This is a genomic window from Pseudomonas sp. S2_H01 (assembly GCF_054668305.1).
On sequence record NZ_CP162756.1, the window covers coordinates 3675941 to 3690846 of the forward strand.

The 14906-nt window shown below is 59.9% G+C and carries 12 protein-coding genes; 9 read left to right on the plus strand and 3 right to left on the minus strand.

Translation table 11 applies throughout. The features are described 5' to 3' along the window. Positions 1-96 precede the first annotated feature (96 nt). The 5 genes from AB4N84_RS16460 to pcaD all read left to right on the plus strand — a co-directional run bounded on the left by AB4N84_RS16460 (position 97) and on the right by pcaD (position 5288). A complete protein-coding gene (locus tag AB4N84_RS16460; RefSeq protein ID WP_074755579.1) occupies positions 97-954 on the plus strand; it encodes a CoA transferase subunit A in 858 nt (285 codons plus the stop codon). Next, positions 954-1733: a CoA-transferase subunit beta gene (locus AB4N84_RS16465; RefSeq protein WP_074755581.1), complete on the plus strand. Its 780-nt coding sequence runs from the start codon at positions 954-956 to the stop codon at positions 1731-1733. The genes AB4N84_RS16460 and AB4N84_RS16465 overlap by 1 nt, the downstream gene beginning before the upstream one ends. After that, a complete protein-coding gene (pcaF, locus tag AB4N84_RS16470) occupies positions 1730-2932 on the plus strand; it encodes a 3-oxoadipyl-CoA thiolase (RefSeq protein WP_460042256.1) in 1203 nt (400 codons plus the stop codon). The genes AB4N84_RS16465 and pcaF overlap by 4 nt, the downstream gene beginning before the upstream one ends. A gap of 191 nt (positions 2933-3123) precedes the next feature. Then, the gene (locus tag AB4N84_RS16475; protein ID WP_074755585.1) at positions 3124-4413 is read left to right on the plus strand and encodes an MFS family transporter; all 1290 of its coding nucleotides are present in this window, start codon (positions 3124-3126) and stop codon (positions 4411-4413) included. Positions 4414-4499: 86 nt separating this feature from the next. Beyond that, on the plus strand, positions 4500-5288 hold the full coding sequence (gene pcaD, locus AB4N84_RS16480; RefSeq protein ID WP_460042257.1) for a 3-oxoadipate enol-lactonase: 789 nt from the start codon (positions 4500-4502) through the stop codon (positions 5286-5288). A 158-nt stretch (positions 5289-5446) separates the two neighbouring features. On the opposite strand, the gene AB4N84_RS16485 is transcribed toward pcaD, so the two are convergent. The 3 genes from AB4N84_RS16485 to AB4N84_RS16495 are packed head-to-tail and all read right to left on the minus strand — an operon-like array spanning position 5447 to position 11208. Beyond that, the gene (locus AB4N84_RS16485) at positions 5447-6913 is read right to left on the minus strand and encodes an AdeC/AdeK/OprM family multidrug efflux complex outer membrane factor (protein ID WP_074755589.1); all 1467 of its coding nucleotides are present in this window, start codon (positions 6911-6913) and stop codon (positions 5447-5449) included. Next, on the minus strand, positions 6910-10044 hold the full coding sequence (locus AB4N84_RS16490) for an efflux RND transporter permease subunit (protein WP_460042258.1): 3135 nt from the start codon (positions 10042-10044) through the stop codon (positions 6910-6912). Before AB4N84_RS16490 ends, AB4N84_RS16485 begins: the two co-directional genes overlap by 4 nt. A gap of 3 nt (positions 10045-10047) precedes the next feature. Beyond that, positions 10048-11208: an efflux RND transporter periplasmic adaptor subunit gene (locus AB4N84_RS16495; RefSeq protein ID WP_074755593.1), complete on the minus strand. Its 1161-nt coding sequence runs from the start codon at positions 11206-11208 to the stop codon at positions 10048-10050. Positions 11209-11461: 253 nt separating this feature from the next. Here AB4N84_RS16495 and AB4N84_RS16500 point away from each other — a divergent pair, with 253 nt between their 5' ends. The 4 genes from AB4N84_RS16500 to AB4N84_RS16515 all read left to right on the plus strand — a co-directional run bounded on the left by AB4N84_RS16500 (position 11462) and on the right by AB4N84_RS16515 (position 14874). Next, the gene (locus AB4N84_RS16500) at positions 11462-12124 is read left to right on the plus strand and encodes a TetR family transcriptional regulator (RefSeq protein ID WP_460042260.1); all 663 of its coding nucleotides are present in this window, start codon (positions 11462-11464) and stop codon (positions 12122-12124) included. A gap of 402 nt (positions 12125-12526) precedes the next feature. Next, positions 12527-13225, plus strand: a complete 699-nt coding sequence (locus AB4N84_RS16505; protein WP_460042261.1) for a CoA transferase subunit A — start codon at positions 12527-12529, stop codon at positions 13223-13225. Between the two features lies 1 nt (position 13226). Continuing rightward, positions 13227-13859, plus strand: a complete 633-nt coding sequence (locus AB4N84_RS16510) for a CoA transferase subunit B (RefSeq protein ID WP_460042263.1) — start codon at positions 13227-13229, stop codon at positions 13857-13859. A gap of 151 nt (positions 13860-14010) precedes the next feature. Continuing rightward, positions 14011-14874: a cache domain-containing protein gene (locus AB4N84_RS16515; RefSeq protein WP_460042265.1), complete on the plus strand. Its 864-nt coding sequence runs from the start codon at positions 14011-14013 to the stop codon at positions 14872-14874. The last annotated feature ends 32 nt before the right edge of the window (positions 14875-14906 follow it).

A 14906-nucleotide genomic window follows, 5' to 3' on the forward strand; every position in this document is an offset into this window, starting at 1 on the left:
ATTGTTCAGCTCCACGCTCAGGCATAACCTGAATCTCATCCCGGCACTGTTTGACGTGTCGCTCACCGATTGAGATTTTTGAACCTGGAGCACCCCATGGCTGAAATTCTTTCCCTGCACGATGCCGTGAAGCAATTCGTCAACGATGGCGACACCGTTGCGCTGGAGGGCTTCACCCATCTGATTCCTACAGCCGCCGGTCACGAAATCATTCGTCAGAAGAAGAAAGACCTGACGCTGGTTCGCATGACGCCGGACTTGATCTACGACCAGTTGATCGGTTCGGGCTGTGCGAAAAAGCTGATCTTTTCGTGGGGGGGCAACCCAGGTGTCGGCTCGTTGCACCGACTGCGCGATGCCGTTGAAAAACAGTGGCCGCAACCGCTGGAAATCGAAGAGCACAGCCACGCGGACTTGGCCAACGCTTACGTAGCGGGCGCATCGGGCTTACCGTTCGCGGTCCTGCGCGCTTACGCCGGTTCTGACCTGCCGAAGGTCAACCCGCTGATCAAGTCCGTGACCTGTCCGTTCACCGGCGAAGTGTTGGCCGCCGTGCCCGCAGTACGTCCTGACGTCACCGTGATCCACGCACAGAAAGCGGACCGCAAGGGCAACGTGCTGCTGTGGGGCATTCTCGGTGTACAGAAAGAAGCGGCGCTGTCTGCCAAACGCTGCATTGTCACCGTTGAGGAAATCGTCGATGACCTCAAGGCCCCGATGAATGCCTGCGTGCTGCCAACCTGGGCCCTCAGTGCGGTCTGCGTCGTACCGGGCGGGGCACACCCTTCTTACGCTCATGGTTACTACGAGCGCGACAACCGTTTCTATCAGGCGTGGGACGCGATCGGCCGTGACCGTGAGGCATTTACTGCATGGATCGACGAATACATCCACGGCACCCGTGACTTCAGTGAGTTCCAGAGCAAGCTGGCCCGCGCTTCGGAGGCAAAATAATGACCTACACCACCAGTGAAATGATGACCGTGGCCGCTGCCCGTCGCTTGAAAAACGGCTCTGTCTGCTTCGTCGGCATCGGGCTGCCTTCCAAGGCTGCGAACCTCGCGCGCCTGACCTCGTCACCGGACGTCGTGCTGATTTACGAATCCGGTCCGATCGGCGCCAAGCCGGATGTTCTGCCGCTGTCCATCGGTGACGGTGAACTGGCCGAAACAGCAGACACCGTGGTGTCCACCAGCGAAATTTTCCGCTACTGGCTGCAGGGCGGTCGCGTCGATGTGGGTTTCCTCGGTGCTGCTCAGGTCGACCGTTTCGGCAACATCAACACGACCGTGGTCGGTGATTACCACAACCCGAAAGTGCGCTTGCCGGGTGCCGGTGGCGCGCCGGAGATTGCGGGTTCGGCGAAGGAAGTGCTGATCATCCTCAAGCAATCTTCCCGTGCGTTCGTCAACAAGCTCGATTTCATGACCTCCGTCGGCCATGGCGAAGGCGGCGATTCTCGCAAACGCCTGGGTCTGCCGGGCGCAGGGCCCGTCGGCATCATCACTGACCTGTGCATCATGGAGCCGGAAGCAGGCACCCACGAGTTTGTCGTGACGACACTGCATCCGGGCGTGACCCGCGAACAGGTGATCGCCGCCACCGGTTGGGAGCTGCGGTTTGCCGAAAACGTGGTGGTTTCCGAAGAACCTAGCGAATACGAGCTGAGCGCCTTGCGTGACCTTGAAGCGCGTACGGCTGCCGCCCATGGGCAGGCCCCGGGAGAAGCATGATGCGTGACGTCTTTATCTGCGATGCGATTCGCACCCCGATAGGCCGCTTCGGCGGCGCGTTGGCAACCGTCCGTGCGGACGATCTGGCCGCTCTGCCAATCAAAGCCCTGATGGAGCGCAATCCATCGGTGAACTGGAACGAGGTCGACGAAGTGTTCCTCGGCTGCGCCAATCAGGCGGGCGAAGACAACCGGAACGTCGCGCGCATGGCGGCACTGTTGGCCGGCTTGCCGGAGACCGTCCCCGGCGTCACCCTCAATCGCCTCTGCGCGTCGGGTCTGGACGCCGTGGGCACCGCGTTCCGCGCCATTGCCTGTGGCGAAATGGAGCTGGCGATTGCCGGCGGTGTCGAGTCGATGTCCCGTGCGCCATTCGTGATGGGCAAGGCTGACACGGCCTTCGGTCGCGGTCAGAAGCTGGAAGACACCACCTTGGGCTGGCGCTTCGTCAACCCGCAGATGAAAGACCAGTACGGCGTCGAAACAATGCCGCAGACCGGCGACAACGTCGCCGAGGACTTCAAGGTGTCCCGAGAAGACCAGGATGCGTTTGCGCTGCGCAGCCAGCAACGGACCGCCGCGGCTCAGGCTTCGGGCTTCTTCGCCGAAGAAATCGTGCCGGTGCGTATCGCTCACAAGAAGGGCGAAACCCTTGTCGACCAGGATGAGCACCCGCGCGCGGACACCAGCCTGGAAGGGCTGGCCAGACTGAAACCGGTCAACGGTGCGGGCAAGACGGTGACCGCAGGCAACGCAGCCGGTCTGAACGACGGCGCTGTTGCGCTGATCCTGGCGTCAGCCGAGGGGGTCAAAAAACACGGTCTGACCCCACGTGCCCGTGTTCTGGGCATGGCCAGCGCGGGCGTCTTGCCTCGCGTGATGGGCATCGGTCCGGTTCCGGCGGTGCGCAAGCTGGTGGAGCGTCTGGGCCTGGCCGTCTCGGATTTTGACGTGATCGAACTCAACGAGGCTTTCGCGAGCCAGGGCCTGGCGGTCATGCGTGAACTCGGCATCGCCGACGACTCGCCCAAGGTCAACCCGAACGGTGGGGCTATTTCCCTGGGCCACCCCTTGGGTATGAGCGGCGCGCGTCTGGTGCTGACCGCGTTGCATCAATTGGAGAAAACCGGCGGCAGCAAGGGATTGGTCACCATGTGCGTCGGCGTGGGACAGGGCCTGGCCCTGGCATTAGAACGATAAGCGACACCTGACGCGTCCAGCCACCCGAGCCATCGACTGCCTCCACGAACAGGCAACTCGATGGCTTGGGCGGTTGTCCTTGTGATGTCGAAGTGTTACTGCTTAAGTCCAAGTGTTGCAAACTATGTCGTAGACTGGCCGTTGGAACAGGCTCGAACGGGCTGGTACTTATAAAAACTGGGGAAACAATAATGACAACGACTCACTACACCGGAGAAGAAAGGAGCAAACGGATTTTTGCGATTGTGGGTGCCTCTTCCGGCAACCTCGTGGAATGGTTCGACTTCTATGTCTACGCCTTCTGCGCGATCTATTTCGCACCGGCTTTCTTCCCGTCTGACGATCCGACCGTGCAACTGCTCAATACCGCAGGCGTATTCGCGGCGGGCTTCCTGATGCGTCCTATCGGTGGCTGGCTGTTTGGCCGCGTCGCCGACAAGCATGGCCGCAAGAACTCGATGATGATTTCGGTTCTGATGATGTGCGCCGGCTCGCTGGTCATCGCCTGCTTGCCGACTTACGCCTCCATCGGTGCCTGGGCGCCCTTTCTGCTGCTGATTGCGCGCCTGTTCCAAGGGCTGTCGGTCGGTGGTGAATACGGCACCACTGCCACGTACATGAGTGAGGTCGCGCTGCGGGGGCAGCGTGGTTTCTTCGCGTCCTTCCAGTACGTGACGCTGATCGGCGGCCAATTGCTGGCGGTCCTGACCGTGGTCATCCTGCAACAGTTTCTCAATGCCGATGAGTTGAAAGCGTACGGCTGGCGGATTCCATTCGTGGTCGGCGCCGTGGCTGCCGTCATCTCGCTGCTGCTGCGTCGCTCGTTGAAAGAGACCACTACCGCCGACGTGCGTCAGGACAAGGACGCGGGCAGCATCGCCGCGCTGTTCCGTGACCACAAAGCCGCGTTCATTACCGTGCTGGGTTACACCGCCGGCGGCTCGCTGATTTTCTACACCTTTACCACGTACATGCAGAAATACCTGGTGAACACCGTTCACATGGACCCCAAGGTCGCCAGCTACATCATGACCGGTGCGCTGTTCCTGTACATGTGCATGCAGCCGGTGTTTGGCGCATTGGCGGACAAGATCGGTCGTCGTGCGTCGATGTTGTGGTTCGGTGCGCTGGGCACGATCTGCACCGTGCCGTTGCTGGTGACCCTGAAAACCACCACCAGCCCGGTCCTGGCGTTCGTCCTGATCACGCTGGCACTGGCGATCGTCAGCTTCTACACCTCGATCAGCGGCCTGGTCAAAGCCGAAATGTTCCCGGTGCATGTCCGCGCGCTGGGTGTAGGCCTGGCGTACGCGGTTGCCAACGCCATCTTCGGCGGTTCGGCGGAGTTCGTGGCGCTGAGCTTCAAGAACATGGGCTCGGAAAACGTCTTCTACTGGTACGTGACGGCCATGATGGCGATTGCCTTCCTCTTCAGCCTGCGCCTGCCGAAGAAGCCGCACTACCTGCACGAAGACCACTGATTCATCCGCGCGCGCCTGCGAGCAGGCGCGCGTCATCCATACTCCTCAATGACTTTTCCGCAAGTGCTCGATAACAAGGAGCTGCTATGGCATTCGTACATCTTGAAGACGGTGAAATGTATTACGAGGTGGAGGGTCCCGCTGGCGCGCCGGTGCTGGTGCTCTCCAACTCGCTGGGCACAGACCTGCACATGTGGGACGCGCAGATCGAGGCATTCAAGAAGTCCTTCCGGGTGGTGCGTTATGACACCCGTGGCCATGGCAGGTCGCTTGTCACTCAGGGGCCTTACACGATCGAGCAGTTAGGGCGCGATGTGCTGGCGCTGCTCGATGCCCTGAAGGTCAAGCGCGCGCATTTCTGTGGTCTGTCGATGGGTGGGCTGATCGGTCAGTGGCTGGGCATCCACGCCAATGATCGTTTGCATAAGCTGATCCTGTGCAACACAGCCGCGAAGATCGGCGGACCTGAGATGTGGAAGCCTCGGATCGAGATGGTGAACAAGGACGGCGACCAGGCGATGAAGGCGCTGGGCGCGGGGGCTGTAGGGCGTTGGTTCACGCCGGAGTTTGCCCGTGATCATGCGGATAAAGTCACGGCGGTGACCGACGTGCTGGCCAGCACTTCTCCACTGGGCTATGCCGCGTGCTGTGCAGCGGTGCGTGATGCGGATTTCCGTAAGCAGGTGAGTTCGATTACGGTGGATACGCTGATTATCTGCGGCAGTCATGATGCGGTGACGACGGTTGCCGATGGGCACTATTTGCACAATCACATCCAGGGTTCGCAGCTGTCTGATTACTACGCGGCGCATTTGTCGAGCGTTGAGTTGGAGGAGACGTTTACGTGGAGGGTGACGGAGTTTTTGTTGGGATGAATCGGATTTAGCGTCGTGTGCAGATCCATTGTCTTGGGTGACGCTGGCAGTGGTTCTGCCGTTAGGCAGAACGATGAATCTCCGCACGAGCCATGCCTGGCGCACCCATAAAAAAACCCACCAAGCGGTGGGTTTCTCGTGAAGCATGAAGCGTCGAATCAGAACATCCGCATGGCCGGAACATCGCCCGAGGTCGGCTGTTTCTGGCCGTTCTGGGTCTGTTCGTACCAACCGCCACCTAGCGCGCGGTACAGATTCACCTCACTGGACAACTGCGACAAACGATCCGTGATCAACGACTGCTGCGCACTGAACAACTGACGCTGGGCGTCGAGGAAGGTCAGGTTGCTGTCGATCCCGATGCGATAACGGCGCTCAGCCAGACGGTAGTAGTCCTGGTTGGCCGCGACGAAGTCGTTCTGCGCCTTGAGCTGATCGGTGAAGGTCTTGCGTGCAGCCAGGCCGTCGGACACTTCCTGGAACGCGGTCTGAATCGCCTTCTCGTAGTTGGCAACGCCGATGTCTTTCTGAATCTTCGAGTAATCCAGGCTCGCGCGCAGGCTACCTGCGTTGAAGATCGGCAGATTGATCGTCGGCGTGAACAGCCAGGTGCCCGAACCGCCTTTGAACAGGCCGCTCAGATCGCCGCTCGCCGTACCGGCACTGGCCGTCAGGCTGATGCTCGGGAAGAACGCGGCGCGCGCGGCACCGATGTTGGCGTTGGCGGCTTTCAGGCTGTGCTCGGCCTGGAGGATGTCCGGACGACGTTGCAGCAGTTCGGACGGCAGACCGGCCGGCATTTCATTGAGCATGTCAGCGCTCAACGGTTGCGGGGCCGGCAAGTTGGCTGGCAACCCGGTGCCCAGCAGCAGGACAAGGTTGTTCTCGTCCTGAGCGACCAGTCGTTGGTATTGAGCCAGCTTGACGCGGGCGCTTTCCACCGAGGTGCGCGACTGTGCCAGATCCAGGGCCGACGCCACGCCGACTTCGCTGCTGCGCGAGGTCAGGCGCAGGCTTTCTTCAAAGGCACCCAGAGTGTCTTGCGTCAGCTTGAGCAATTCCTTGTCCGCCTGCCAGGTCAGGTAGGCGTTGGCGACGTTGGCCACCAGACTGATTTGCGTGCTGCGACGGGCTTCTTCGCTGGCGAAATAGGTTTCGAGGGCTTGCTCGCTCAGGCTGCGCACGCGGCCGAACAGGTCCAGCTCATAGGAGCTGACACCCAGACCGACCGAATACTGACTGGTGATGCCCGCCTGGCCGGTTTGCGAAAGATCCCCCGGTACGCGTTGACGCGTGCCGGTGGCTTCAGCGTTCACGGCCGGGTACAGGTCCGCACGCTGGATGCGGTACTGCGCGCGGTACGCGTCGATGTTCAGGGCCGCGACACGCAGGTCGCGGTTGTTCACCAGCGCCGTCTGAATCAACTGTTGCAGGGCTGGGTCATGGAAGAACTGACGCCAGCCTTGCTCGGCAGCGGCCTGGTTGGGCGCATCGGCCGGCGAATACGCCGGGCCTTGCGGGTACTGGGCGGCCACCGGTGCTGCTGGCTGCATGTAATCGGGGATCAACGAGCAGCCGCTAAGAATGAACGCGGTAACTGCCAGAGAGATCAGGGACTTGCTCATTGGCCAGCCTCATCGTGTGGGATGTGTTTCTGTTTGCTCTTGAACAGCGCGGATACCGAAACGAAGAACAGAGGTACCCAGAAGATCGCCAGGATCACGGCGGTGATCATACCGCCGATTACGCCAGTACCGATCGAATGTTGGCTGCCTGCACCTGCACCCGAGGAAATCGCCAGGGGTACTACGCCGAGGATGAACGCCATCGACGTCATGACGATCGGCCGCAGACGCATCCGGCATGCCTCAATGGTCGCTTCAACCAGACCTTTACCCTGCTCATGGAGTTCCTTGGCGAACTCGACGATCAGAATGGCGTTCTTCGCCGCCAGACCCACCGTTACCAGCAAGCCCACCTGGAAGAACACGTCGTTGGACAGGCCCCGCAGACTGGTTGCCATCAGTGCACCGATCACGCCCAGCGGGATCACCAGAATGACCGCGATTGGAATCGACCAGCTTTCGTACAGGGCCGCAAGGCAGAGGAAGACCACCAGAATCGACAGCGCATACAGTGCTGGCGCCTGAGAGCCGGACAGACGCTCCTCGTAAGACAGACCCGTCCACGAGATGCCGATGCCTGCAGGCAGTTTCTTGGCCAGTTGCTCGACCTCGGCCATCGCTTCACCGGTGCTGTAGCCCGGCGCCGGAGTACCCAGTACTTCCTCGGCCGGAACACCGTTATAGCGCGACAGTTTCGGCGAACCGAACACCCACTCGCCCGTGGCGAACGAGGCAAACGGCACCATCTCCCCTGCGGTGTTGCGCACGTACCATTTCTTCAGGTCTTCAGGCTTCATCCGCGCGTTGGGTTGACCCTGCACGTACACCTTTTTAACCCGGCCGCGGTCGATGAAGTCGTTGACGTAGTTACCGCCGAACGCCACCGAGAGTGTGGTGTTGATGTCCGACAAGCTGACACCCAGTGCCTGGGCACGTTCGTCATCGATGACCAACTGATACTGCGGCTCATCGTTCAGACCGTTGGGCCGCACGCCCGCCAGTATCTTGCTTTGTGCTGCCATGCCGAGCAGTTGGTTACGCGCTTCCATCAGCTTGGCGTGGCCCACACCGCCCTGATCCTGGAGGTACACGTCGAAACCGGTGGCGTTACCCAGTTCCAGTACGGCAGGCGGCACGACGGCGAATGTCATCGCATCGCGGAAGCCGAAGAAGTGCTGCTGAGCACGCTTGGCAAGCTCGAACACGCTGTTGGACGCGTTACGGTCTTCCCACGGTTTGAGCATGATGAATGCCAGACCCGAGCTCTGGCCGCGACCCGCGAAGTTGAAGCCGTTGACCGTGAACACCGAGTTAACCGCACCGGACTCTTGCTCCAGCAGGTATTTGCGCATGTTGTCGATGACCACCTGGGTGCGTTCGGCTGTGGAGCCGGGCGGCGTCTGAACCTGGGCAAAAATAACGCCCTGGTCTTCTTCCGGCAGGAACGCGCTCGGGATGCGTGTGAACATCCAGACGGTGCCGCAGATGATCAACAGGTAAACCAGATAAGCCGGGATCTTGTGCTTGATCATGTTCCCGACGCCGCGCTCGTAGCTCAGTACGCTGCGGTCGAACGTGCGGTTGAACCAGCCAAAGAATCCACGTTTCGGTTGCCCGTGTTTTTCATGGTCAATGGGCTTGAGCATGGTCGAACACAAGGCAGGGGTGAAGATCAGCGCAACCAGTACCGACAGGGCCATGGCCGAGACGATGGTGATCGAGAACTGCCGATAGATCACACCGGTGGAGCCGCCGAAGAAGGCCATCGGCAGCAGTACCGCCGACAGAACCAGGGCAATACCGACCAGTGCACCCTGAATCTGCTCCATGGACTTGATGGTGGCTTCACGCGGAGACAGCTTGTCTTCCGCCATCACCCGTTCGACGTTTTCCACCACCACGATGGCATCGTCCACCAGCAAGCCGATGGCCAGAATCATGCCGAACATGGTCAGGGTGTTGATGGTAAAGCCCGCTGCCGCGAGGATGCCGAAGGTACCCAGCAATACCACTGGAACCGTCAGTGTCGTGATGACAGTTGCGCGGAAGTTCTGCAGGAACAGGTACATCACCAGGAAGACCAGCACGATCGCTTCACCGAGGGTATGAACAACCCCGGAGATCGATTCGGTCACCACCGGCGTGGTGTCGTATGGGTAGACGACTTTCATGCCTGGCGGGAAGAAGGGTTCGAGTTGCGAAATGGTCGTGCGGATCGCCTTGGCGGTGTCCAGTGCGTTCGCACCGGTTGCCAGCTTGATCGCAAGACCGGAAGCCGGTTTGCCGTTGAACTGCGCGTCGATGCTGTAGTTCTCGCCGCCCAGACCGACTGTGCCCACGTCCTTCACACGAACTTGCGAACCGTCCTGATTGACCTTGAGCAGGATGTTGCCGAACTGCTCGGCAGTTTGCAGACGGGTCTTGCCGATGATGGTCGCGTTCAGTTGCTGACCCTTGAGCGCAGGCAGGCCGCCGAGTTGGCCGGAGGAAACCTGTACGTTCTGGGCACTGATTGCGGTTTTCACATCGACCGGCGTCAGCTGAAAGTTATTCAGCTTGGCCGGGTCGAGCCAGATACGCATCGCATACTGCGCACCGAACACCTGGAAGTCGCCCACACCGGAGGTACGGGAGATCGGGTCCTGCATGTTCGACACGATGTAGTTGGACAAGTCTTCCTTGGCCATGCTGCCGTCTTCGGACACCAGACCCACAACCATCAGGAAGTTTTTAACCGCCTTGGTGACACGGATACCTTGCTGCTGCACTTCTTGAGGCAGCAGTGGGGTCGCCAGGTTGAGCTTGTTCTGGACCTGAACCTGCGCGATGTCCGGGTTGGTGCCCTGGTTGAACGTCGCGGTGATGGTCATGCTGCCGTCGGAGTTACTTTCCGAGGCGACATAACGCAGGTTGTCGATACCGTTGAGCTGTTGCTCGATCACCTGAACCACGGTGTCCTGCACGGTCTGCGCGTTCGCACCCGGGTAGGTGACCTGAATCGCGATGGCCGGCGGAGCGATGGCGGGGTATTGGTTGATCGGCAGCTTGAGGATCGAGAGCGTCCCCACCAGCATGATCACGAGGGCAATTACCCACGCGAAAATGGGCCGGTCGATAAAAAATTTCGACATGAATTACTCCCCTTTACTGCCTGCGGCTGGATCAGTCGCCGGGGCAGGGGCCGGGTTGGCTGCCTTGACGTTGGTGGCTTCGGCGACTTTCACCTGGGCACCCGGTTTCACGTACTGCAGACCTTCAGTGATTACACGATCGCCAGCGTTCAAGCCTTTCTCGACGAGCCAGTCGCTGCCGATGGTGCGGTTGGCAACCAGCGTGCGGGTTTCAACCTTGTTGTCCTGGTTGACGATCAGCGCAGTCGGAGTGCCTTTAAGGTCTCGGGTAATGCCTTGCTGAGGCACCAGAATTGCGTTGGCTGCAACACCGGCCTGCAGGCGTGCATGAACGAACATGCCCGGCAGCAGCGTGTGGTCCGGGTTCTGGAACACTGCGCGCAGTGTCACCGAGCCTGTGGTCTGGTCAACCGACACTTCCGAGAACTCAAGCTTGCCGTCGACCGGATAAACGCTACCGTCTTCCAGCACCAGTTTGACCTTCGCCGCGTTGTCGCCCGCTTTCTGCAGCTGACCGCTTTCCAGTTCGCGACGCAGTTTGAGCATGTCGACCGAAGACTGCGTGACGTCGACGTAGATTGGGTCAAGCTGCTGAATGGTTGCCATGGCGTCTGCCTGGGCACTGCTGACCAATGCGCCCTCGGTCACCGACGAACGACCGATACGGCCAGAGATCGGCGCATAGACCTTGGTGTAGCGCACATTGATTTCGGCTGTCTGTACCGCGGCCTGGGCTTCCCGCGCGGAGCCGACAGCGGTGTCGTATTCCTGACGGCTGACAGCTTGCTCGTTGATCAGCTGTTTATAGCGGCCGGCCAGCGAGTTGGCCGACTGGTAGGTCGCCTTGGCGCTGTCCAGGTTCGCTTGATAGATCGACGGATCGATCTGATACAGCTGCTGGCCTGCCTTGACGTCGGCACCTTCGGTGAACAGACGCTTGAGGATGATCCCGTTGACCTGCGGACGCACTTCAGCGACCCGGAACGCAGTGGTCCGGCCCGGCAGTTCGGTGGTCAGGGTGTAGGCCTGTGTTTTCAGAGTGACGACGCCGACCTGAGGGGGCGGTGGTGCCGCGGCCGCTTCTTCCTTTTTACTGCATCCGCTGAGCAGCGATGCCAGGGCGACGGCAGTGACCAGTACGGTAACAGCTGGCTTGAATTGCATGAAGATCCTCGGGTCAGGAGCCTGAGCTCATGAGAATTGGAAAGGGCGTAAAAAGTCTTCCGGCTGGATAAGTAGCAAGCTAATGAATATACTTACGTTCACGGTTGTTTGTAAACACCCATAGCTGCGACACACGAACGCAGTGAGGGCATCGATTGTAGGTCCGGGACAAGGCATTACAAAGGCCGTCCGGCATGCTGTTCAGGCCACTCGACCGGAGAGCCTGACGCATTTTCATTGAGGTTTTACTGCCATGGTCCGACGCACGAAAGAAGAAGCTCAGGAAACCCGCAGGCAGATTCTTGAAGCTGCCGAACAGGCATTTTTCGAGCGTGGCGTGTCGCGCACGACCCTGGCGGACATCGCAGCCCTGGCGGGGGTGACCCGCGGCGCGATCTACTGGCACTTCAGCAACAAGGCCGATCTGGTGCAGGCGATGCTGGACAGCCTGCATGAGCCGCTGGAGGAAATGGCCCGAGCCAGTGAAAGTGCGGATGAACTGGATCCGCTGGGCTGGACGCGGAAGCTCCTGGTTCATTTGTTTCAGCAAGTTGCAATGGACCCGAAAACCCGCCGCATCAATGAAATTCTGTTTCATAAATTTGAATTCACCGATGAAATGTGTGACATGCGGCGTCAGCGTCAATTCGTCTGGCTCGATGCCAATGAACGTATCGCTCTGGCGTTGAGCAACGCGTCTCGCCAAGGGCAGCTGCCCGCCAATCTGAACCCTCATCGAGGGGCCATCTGTCTGCATGCGTATATACACGGCATTCTCGGCCAGTGGTTACTGGTGCCCGACAGCTTTCCGCTGTTCCAGGACGCTGAACGCCTGGTTGATACCGTTCTGGATATGCTCCGTTACAGCCCCGCCTTGCGCGACCCTTGCACAGGGTCTGGCGATCCCCGCGTTTGAAGCACTTTCTCTCTGTGCGCAATATGCACTGTCTGCTCTCTCGGGGCTGAAAGCCACACGAATCGCGCTCTTCAGAGCACCGACTATAACCGTGTGGCGCTTAGCCTGCATCTATACATACGTTCAAGCGGATTGAACAGACGGTTTACCCAGGCTTTACCTAAATCCCGGGGCGCATTCAGCAACGCGACAGGCTGTCGTTTATGGCGCCCGATTGTGCACATGGCGCCCATTCATCGGGCACCTCCTTGAGCGTCCTCTACACTCAAATCGCGCTGCACGTTGCAACGGTGTGGCGCAAGGGTGCACAGGCCTCCCGGCGTTTTTCGGGGGGATGTGACGAGAGTATTCCTGTCGCTTTTGGCAGTGTTGCCAACAGCGGCGACTTTCGAGGATCAACCATTGAACAAGCTCTATTCCACCGCCGACCACGCCTTGCAGGGGCTCGTTGAAGACGGCATGACGCTGGCCGTTGGCGGTTTTGGTCTGTGCGGTATTCCTGAGGCGTTGATTGCTGCATTACGCGACACCGGCAAGCGCGATCTCACTGTGATCAGCAACAACGCAGGTGTCGACGGTTTCGGCTTGGGCCAACTGCTGGCGACCCGTCAGATTCGCAAAATGATTTCGTCTTACGTGGGCGAGAACAAAGAGTTCGAGCGTCAATACCTGGCCGGCGAACTGGAACTGGAGTTCACCCCGCAAGGGACGCTGGCCGAGAAACTTCGGGCGGGCGGGGCGGGTATCCCTGCGTTCTTCACCCGAACGGGTTACGGCACGTTGGTGGCCAAAGGCAAGGAAACCCGTGAGTTTGACGGCGAGTGGTACGTGATGGAGCGCTCGCTGCGTGCCGACGTCGCGCTGGTCAAGGCCTGGAAGGCCGATAAGTCGGGCAACCTGCTGTTCAACAAAACCGCGCGCAACTTCAACCCGCTGGCCGCCATGGCCGCAAAAGTCTGCGTGGTGGAGGTGGAGGAAATCGTCGAGACCGGCGCGCTGGAGCCTGACCAGATTCATTTGCCGGGCATTTATGTGAAGCGTCTGGTGCTCAACGCGACGCCGGAAAAACGCATCGAACAACGCACCGTGAGGAGTGCCTGACATGGCCTGGACACGCGAAGAAATGGCGCATCGTGCTGCGCAGGAGTTGCAGGACGGTTTCTACGTCAACCTTGGCATCGGTCTGCCGACCCTGGTCGCCAATTACATCCCCGACGGCATGGACGTCTGGTTGCAGAGCGAAAACGGCTTGCTCGGAATTGGCCCCTTCCCGAAGGAAGATGAAGTCGACCCGGACCTCATCAATGCAGGCAAGCAAACCATCACCACGTTGCCGGGCAGCAGCTTTTTCAACAGCGCTGATTCGTTCGCGATGATTCGTGGCGGTCACATCAATCTGTCCATCCTTGGCGCGATGCAGGTGTCGCAAACCGGTGATCTGGCGAACTGGATGATCCCCGGGAAAATGGTCAAGGGCATGGGCGGCGCGATGGATCTGGTGGCGGGCGTGAAGCGCGTCGTGGTCTTGATGGAACATACGGCCAAAGGCGGGACCCACAAACTTCTGGCGCAATGTGACCTGCCGTTGACTGGCGTCGGGGTGGTGGACCGGATCATCACTGACCTGGGCGTGCTGGACATCACCGAGCAGGGCTTGCAGCTGGTTGAACTCGCCACCGGCGTGACCTTCGAGCAGATTCAGGAAGCGACCGGGTGCAAGGTGATTGCTGCGTGAGTCTGGGTTGGCGTGATGAACAGATGGCGGCTGAACCCGCGCATCGCGGGCAAGCGCGTCCCGCAGATGCAAGCATCGAGCTGCCGAATACTTCCTTATTGCCATCCCGCGACTAAGCTTGCAGCCAAATCAAAAAAACGGGGTAAGCGCGATGCCGGTCGTTTCGGGATGTGGGGCGTGGAAAAAGTGGTTGGTCTTCGTGCTGGCCTGGCTGTGTGCGGGACAGCTTTGGGCGGCGGGGGACGAGGCTCAAGAGGCCGCGGCGGCGAAGGCACTGCTGGAAAAAGCCGTGGCCCATTACCGTCAAGTCGGTGACAAGGCGCTGGCCGAATTCAGTCGTCAGGGCGAGTTCGTCGACGGCGAGCGCTATGTCTTTGTCACCGACACCAACGGCGTGATGCTTGCCAGCGGCGGGCCATCGGTGGTGTTGATCGGCCGGGACGTCTCTTCGGTCCTGGACCCCGAGCTGCAGAAGGGCTTCAAGGAAGTTCTAAAGACTCCGGAAAGCGCCGGTATTCAGCAGGCCGAATACCGTTGGAAGAACCAGAATGACGGCAAGGTCGAACGCAAGCGCGTGTATTTTCAACGCGTCGGTGACCGTGTTCTGGCCGTCGGTTATTACCTGCCTCGTGCATCGCCGGAACAGGCGAGGGCGTTGCTGGACAAGGCGTCCACGGCGCTGGAGCTGGATCAGGACGGAACCCTTGAGGCGATCAACGACCTCAAAGGCGGTTTTTTGCAGGATGATCTCTACGTGTTCGTGGTTAATGTCGACACCAAGCGCTATGTCGCACACGGCACCAACCTGCGGCTCGTCAACACCGATTTCAGCAAGGTCAAGGACCCGGAAGGCAAACCGGTCGGCGTGCCGATGCTGGACATGATCAAGAAACAGCCGGAAGGCGAATACGAATACCGCTGGCGCAACCCAGTGACCGGCAAGGTCGAACACAAACACGCGTACATGCGCAAAGTGGGGGATTTTCTGGTGGCGGTGGGGTATTACAACGGTTGAGTCAGTGAACTTGCCGCCTACCGTGTAGGCGG

What these genes read in the sequence shown, in the direction of transcription:
- AB4N84_RS16460 (WP_074755579.1), top strand. Translation starts at nt 97, where the DNA reads ATGGCTGAAATTCTTTCCCTGCACGATGCCGTGAAGCAATTCGTCAAC.
- AB4N84_RS16465 (WP_074755581.1), top strand. Translation starts at nt 954, where the DNA reads ATGACCTACACCACCAGTGAAATGATGACCGTGGCCGCTGCCCGTCGC.
- pcaF (WP_460042256.1), top strand. Translation starts at nt 1,730, where the DNA reads ATGATGCGTGACGTCTTTATCTGCGATGCGATTCGCACCCCGATAGGC.
- AB4N84_RS16475 (WP_074755585.1), top strand. Translation starts at nt 3,124, where the DNA reads ATGACAACGACTCACTACACCGGAGAAGAAAGGAGCAAACGGATTTTT.
- pcaD (WP_460042257.1), top strand. Translation starts at nt 4,500, where the DNA reads ATGGCATTCGTACATCTTGAAGACGGTGAAATGTATTACGAGGTGGAG.
- AB4N84_RS16485 (WP_074755589.1), bottom strand. Translation starts at nt 6,913, where the DNA reads ATGAGCAAGTCCCTGATCTCTCTGGCAGTTACCGCGTTCATTCTTAGC.
- AB4N84_RS16490 (WP_460042258.1), bottom strand. Translation starts at nt 10,044, where the DNA reads ATGTCGAAATTTTTTATCGACCGGCCCATTTTCGCGTGGGTAATTGCC.
- AB4N84_RS16495 (WP_074755593.1), bottom strand. Translation starts at nt 11,208, where the DNA reads ATGCAATTCAAGCCAGCTGTTACCGTACTGGTCACTGCCGTCGCCCTG.
- AB4N84_RS16500 (WP_460042260.1), top strand. Translation starts at nt 11,462, where the DNA reads ATGGTCCGACGCACGAAAGAAGAAGCTCAGGAAACCCGCAGGCAGATT.
- AB4N84_RS16510 (WP_460042263.1), top strand. Translation starts at nt 13,227, where the DNA reads ATGGCCTGGACACGCGAAGAAATGGCGCATCGTGCTGCGCAGGAGTTG.
- AB4N84_RS16515 (WP_460042265.1), top strand. Translation starts at nt 14,011, where the DNA reads ATGCCGGTCGTTTCGGGATGTGGGGCGTGGAAAAAGTGGTTGGTCTTC.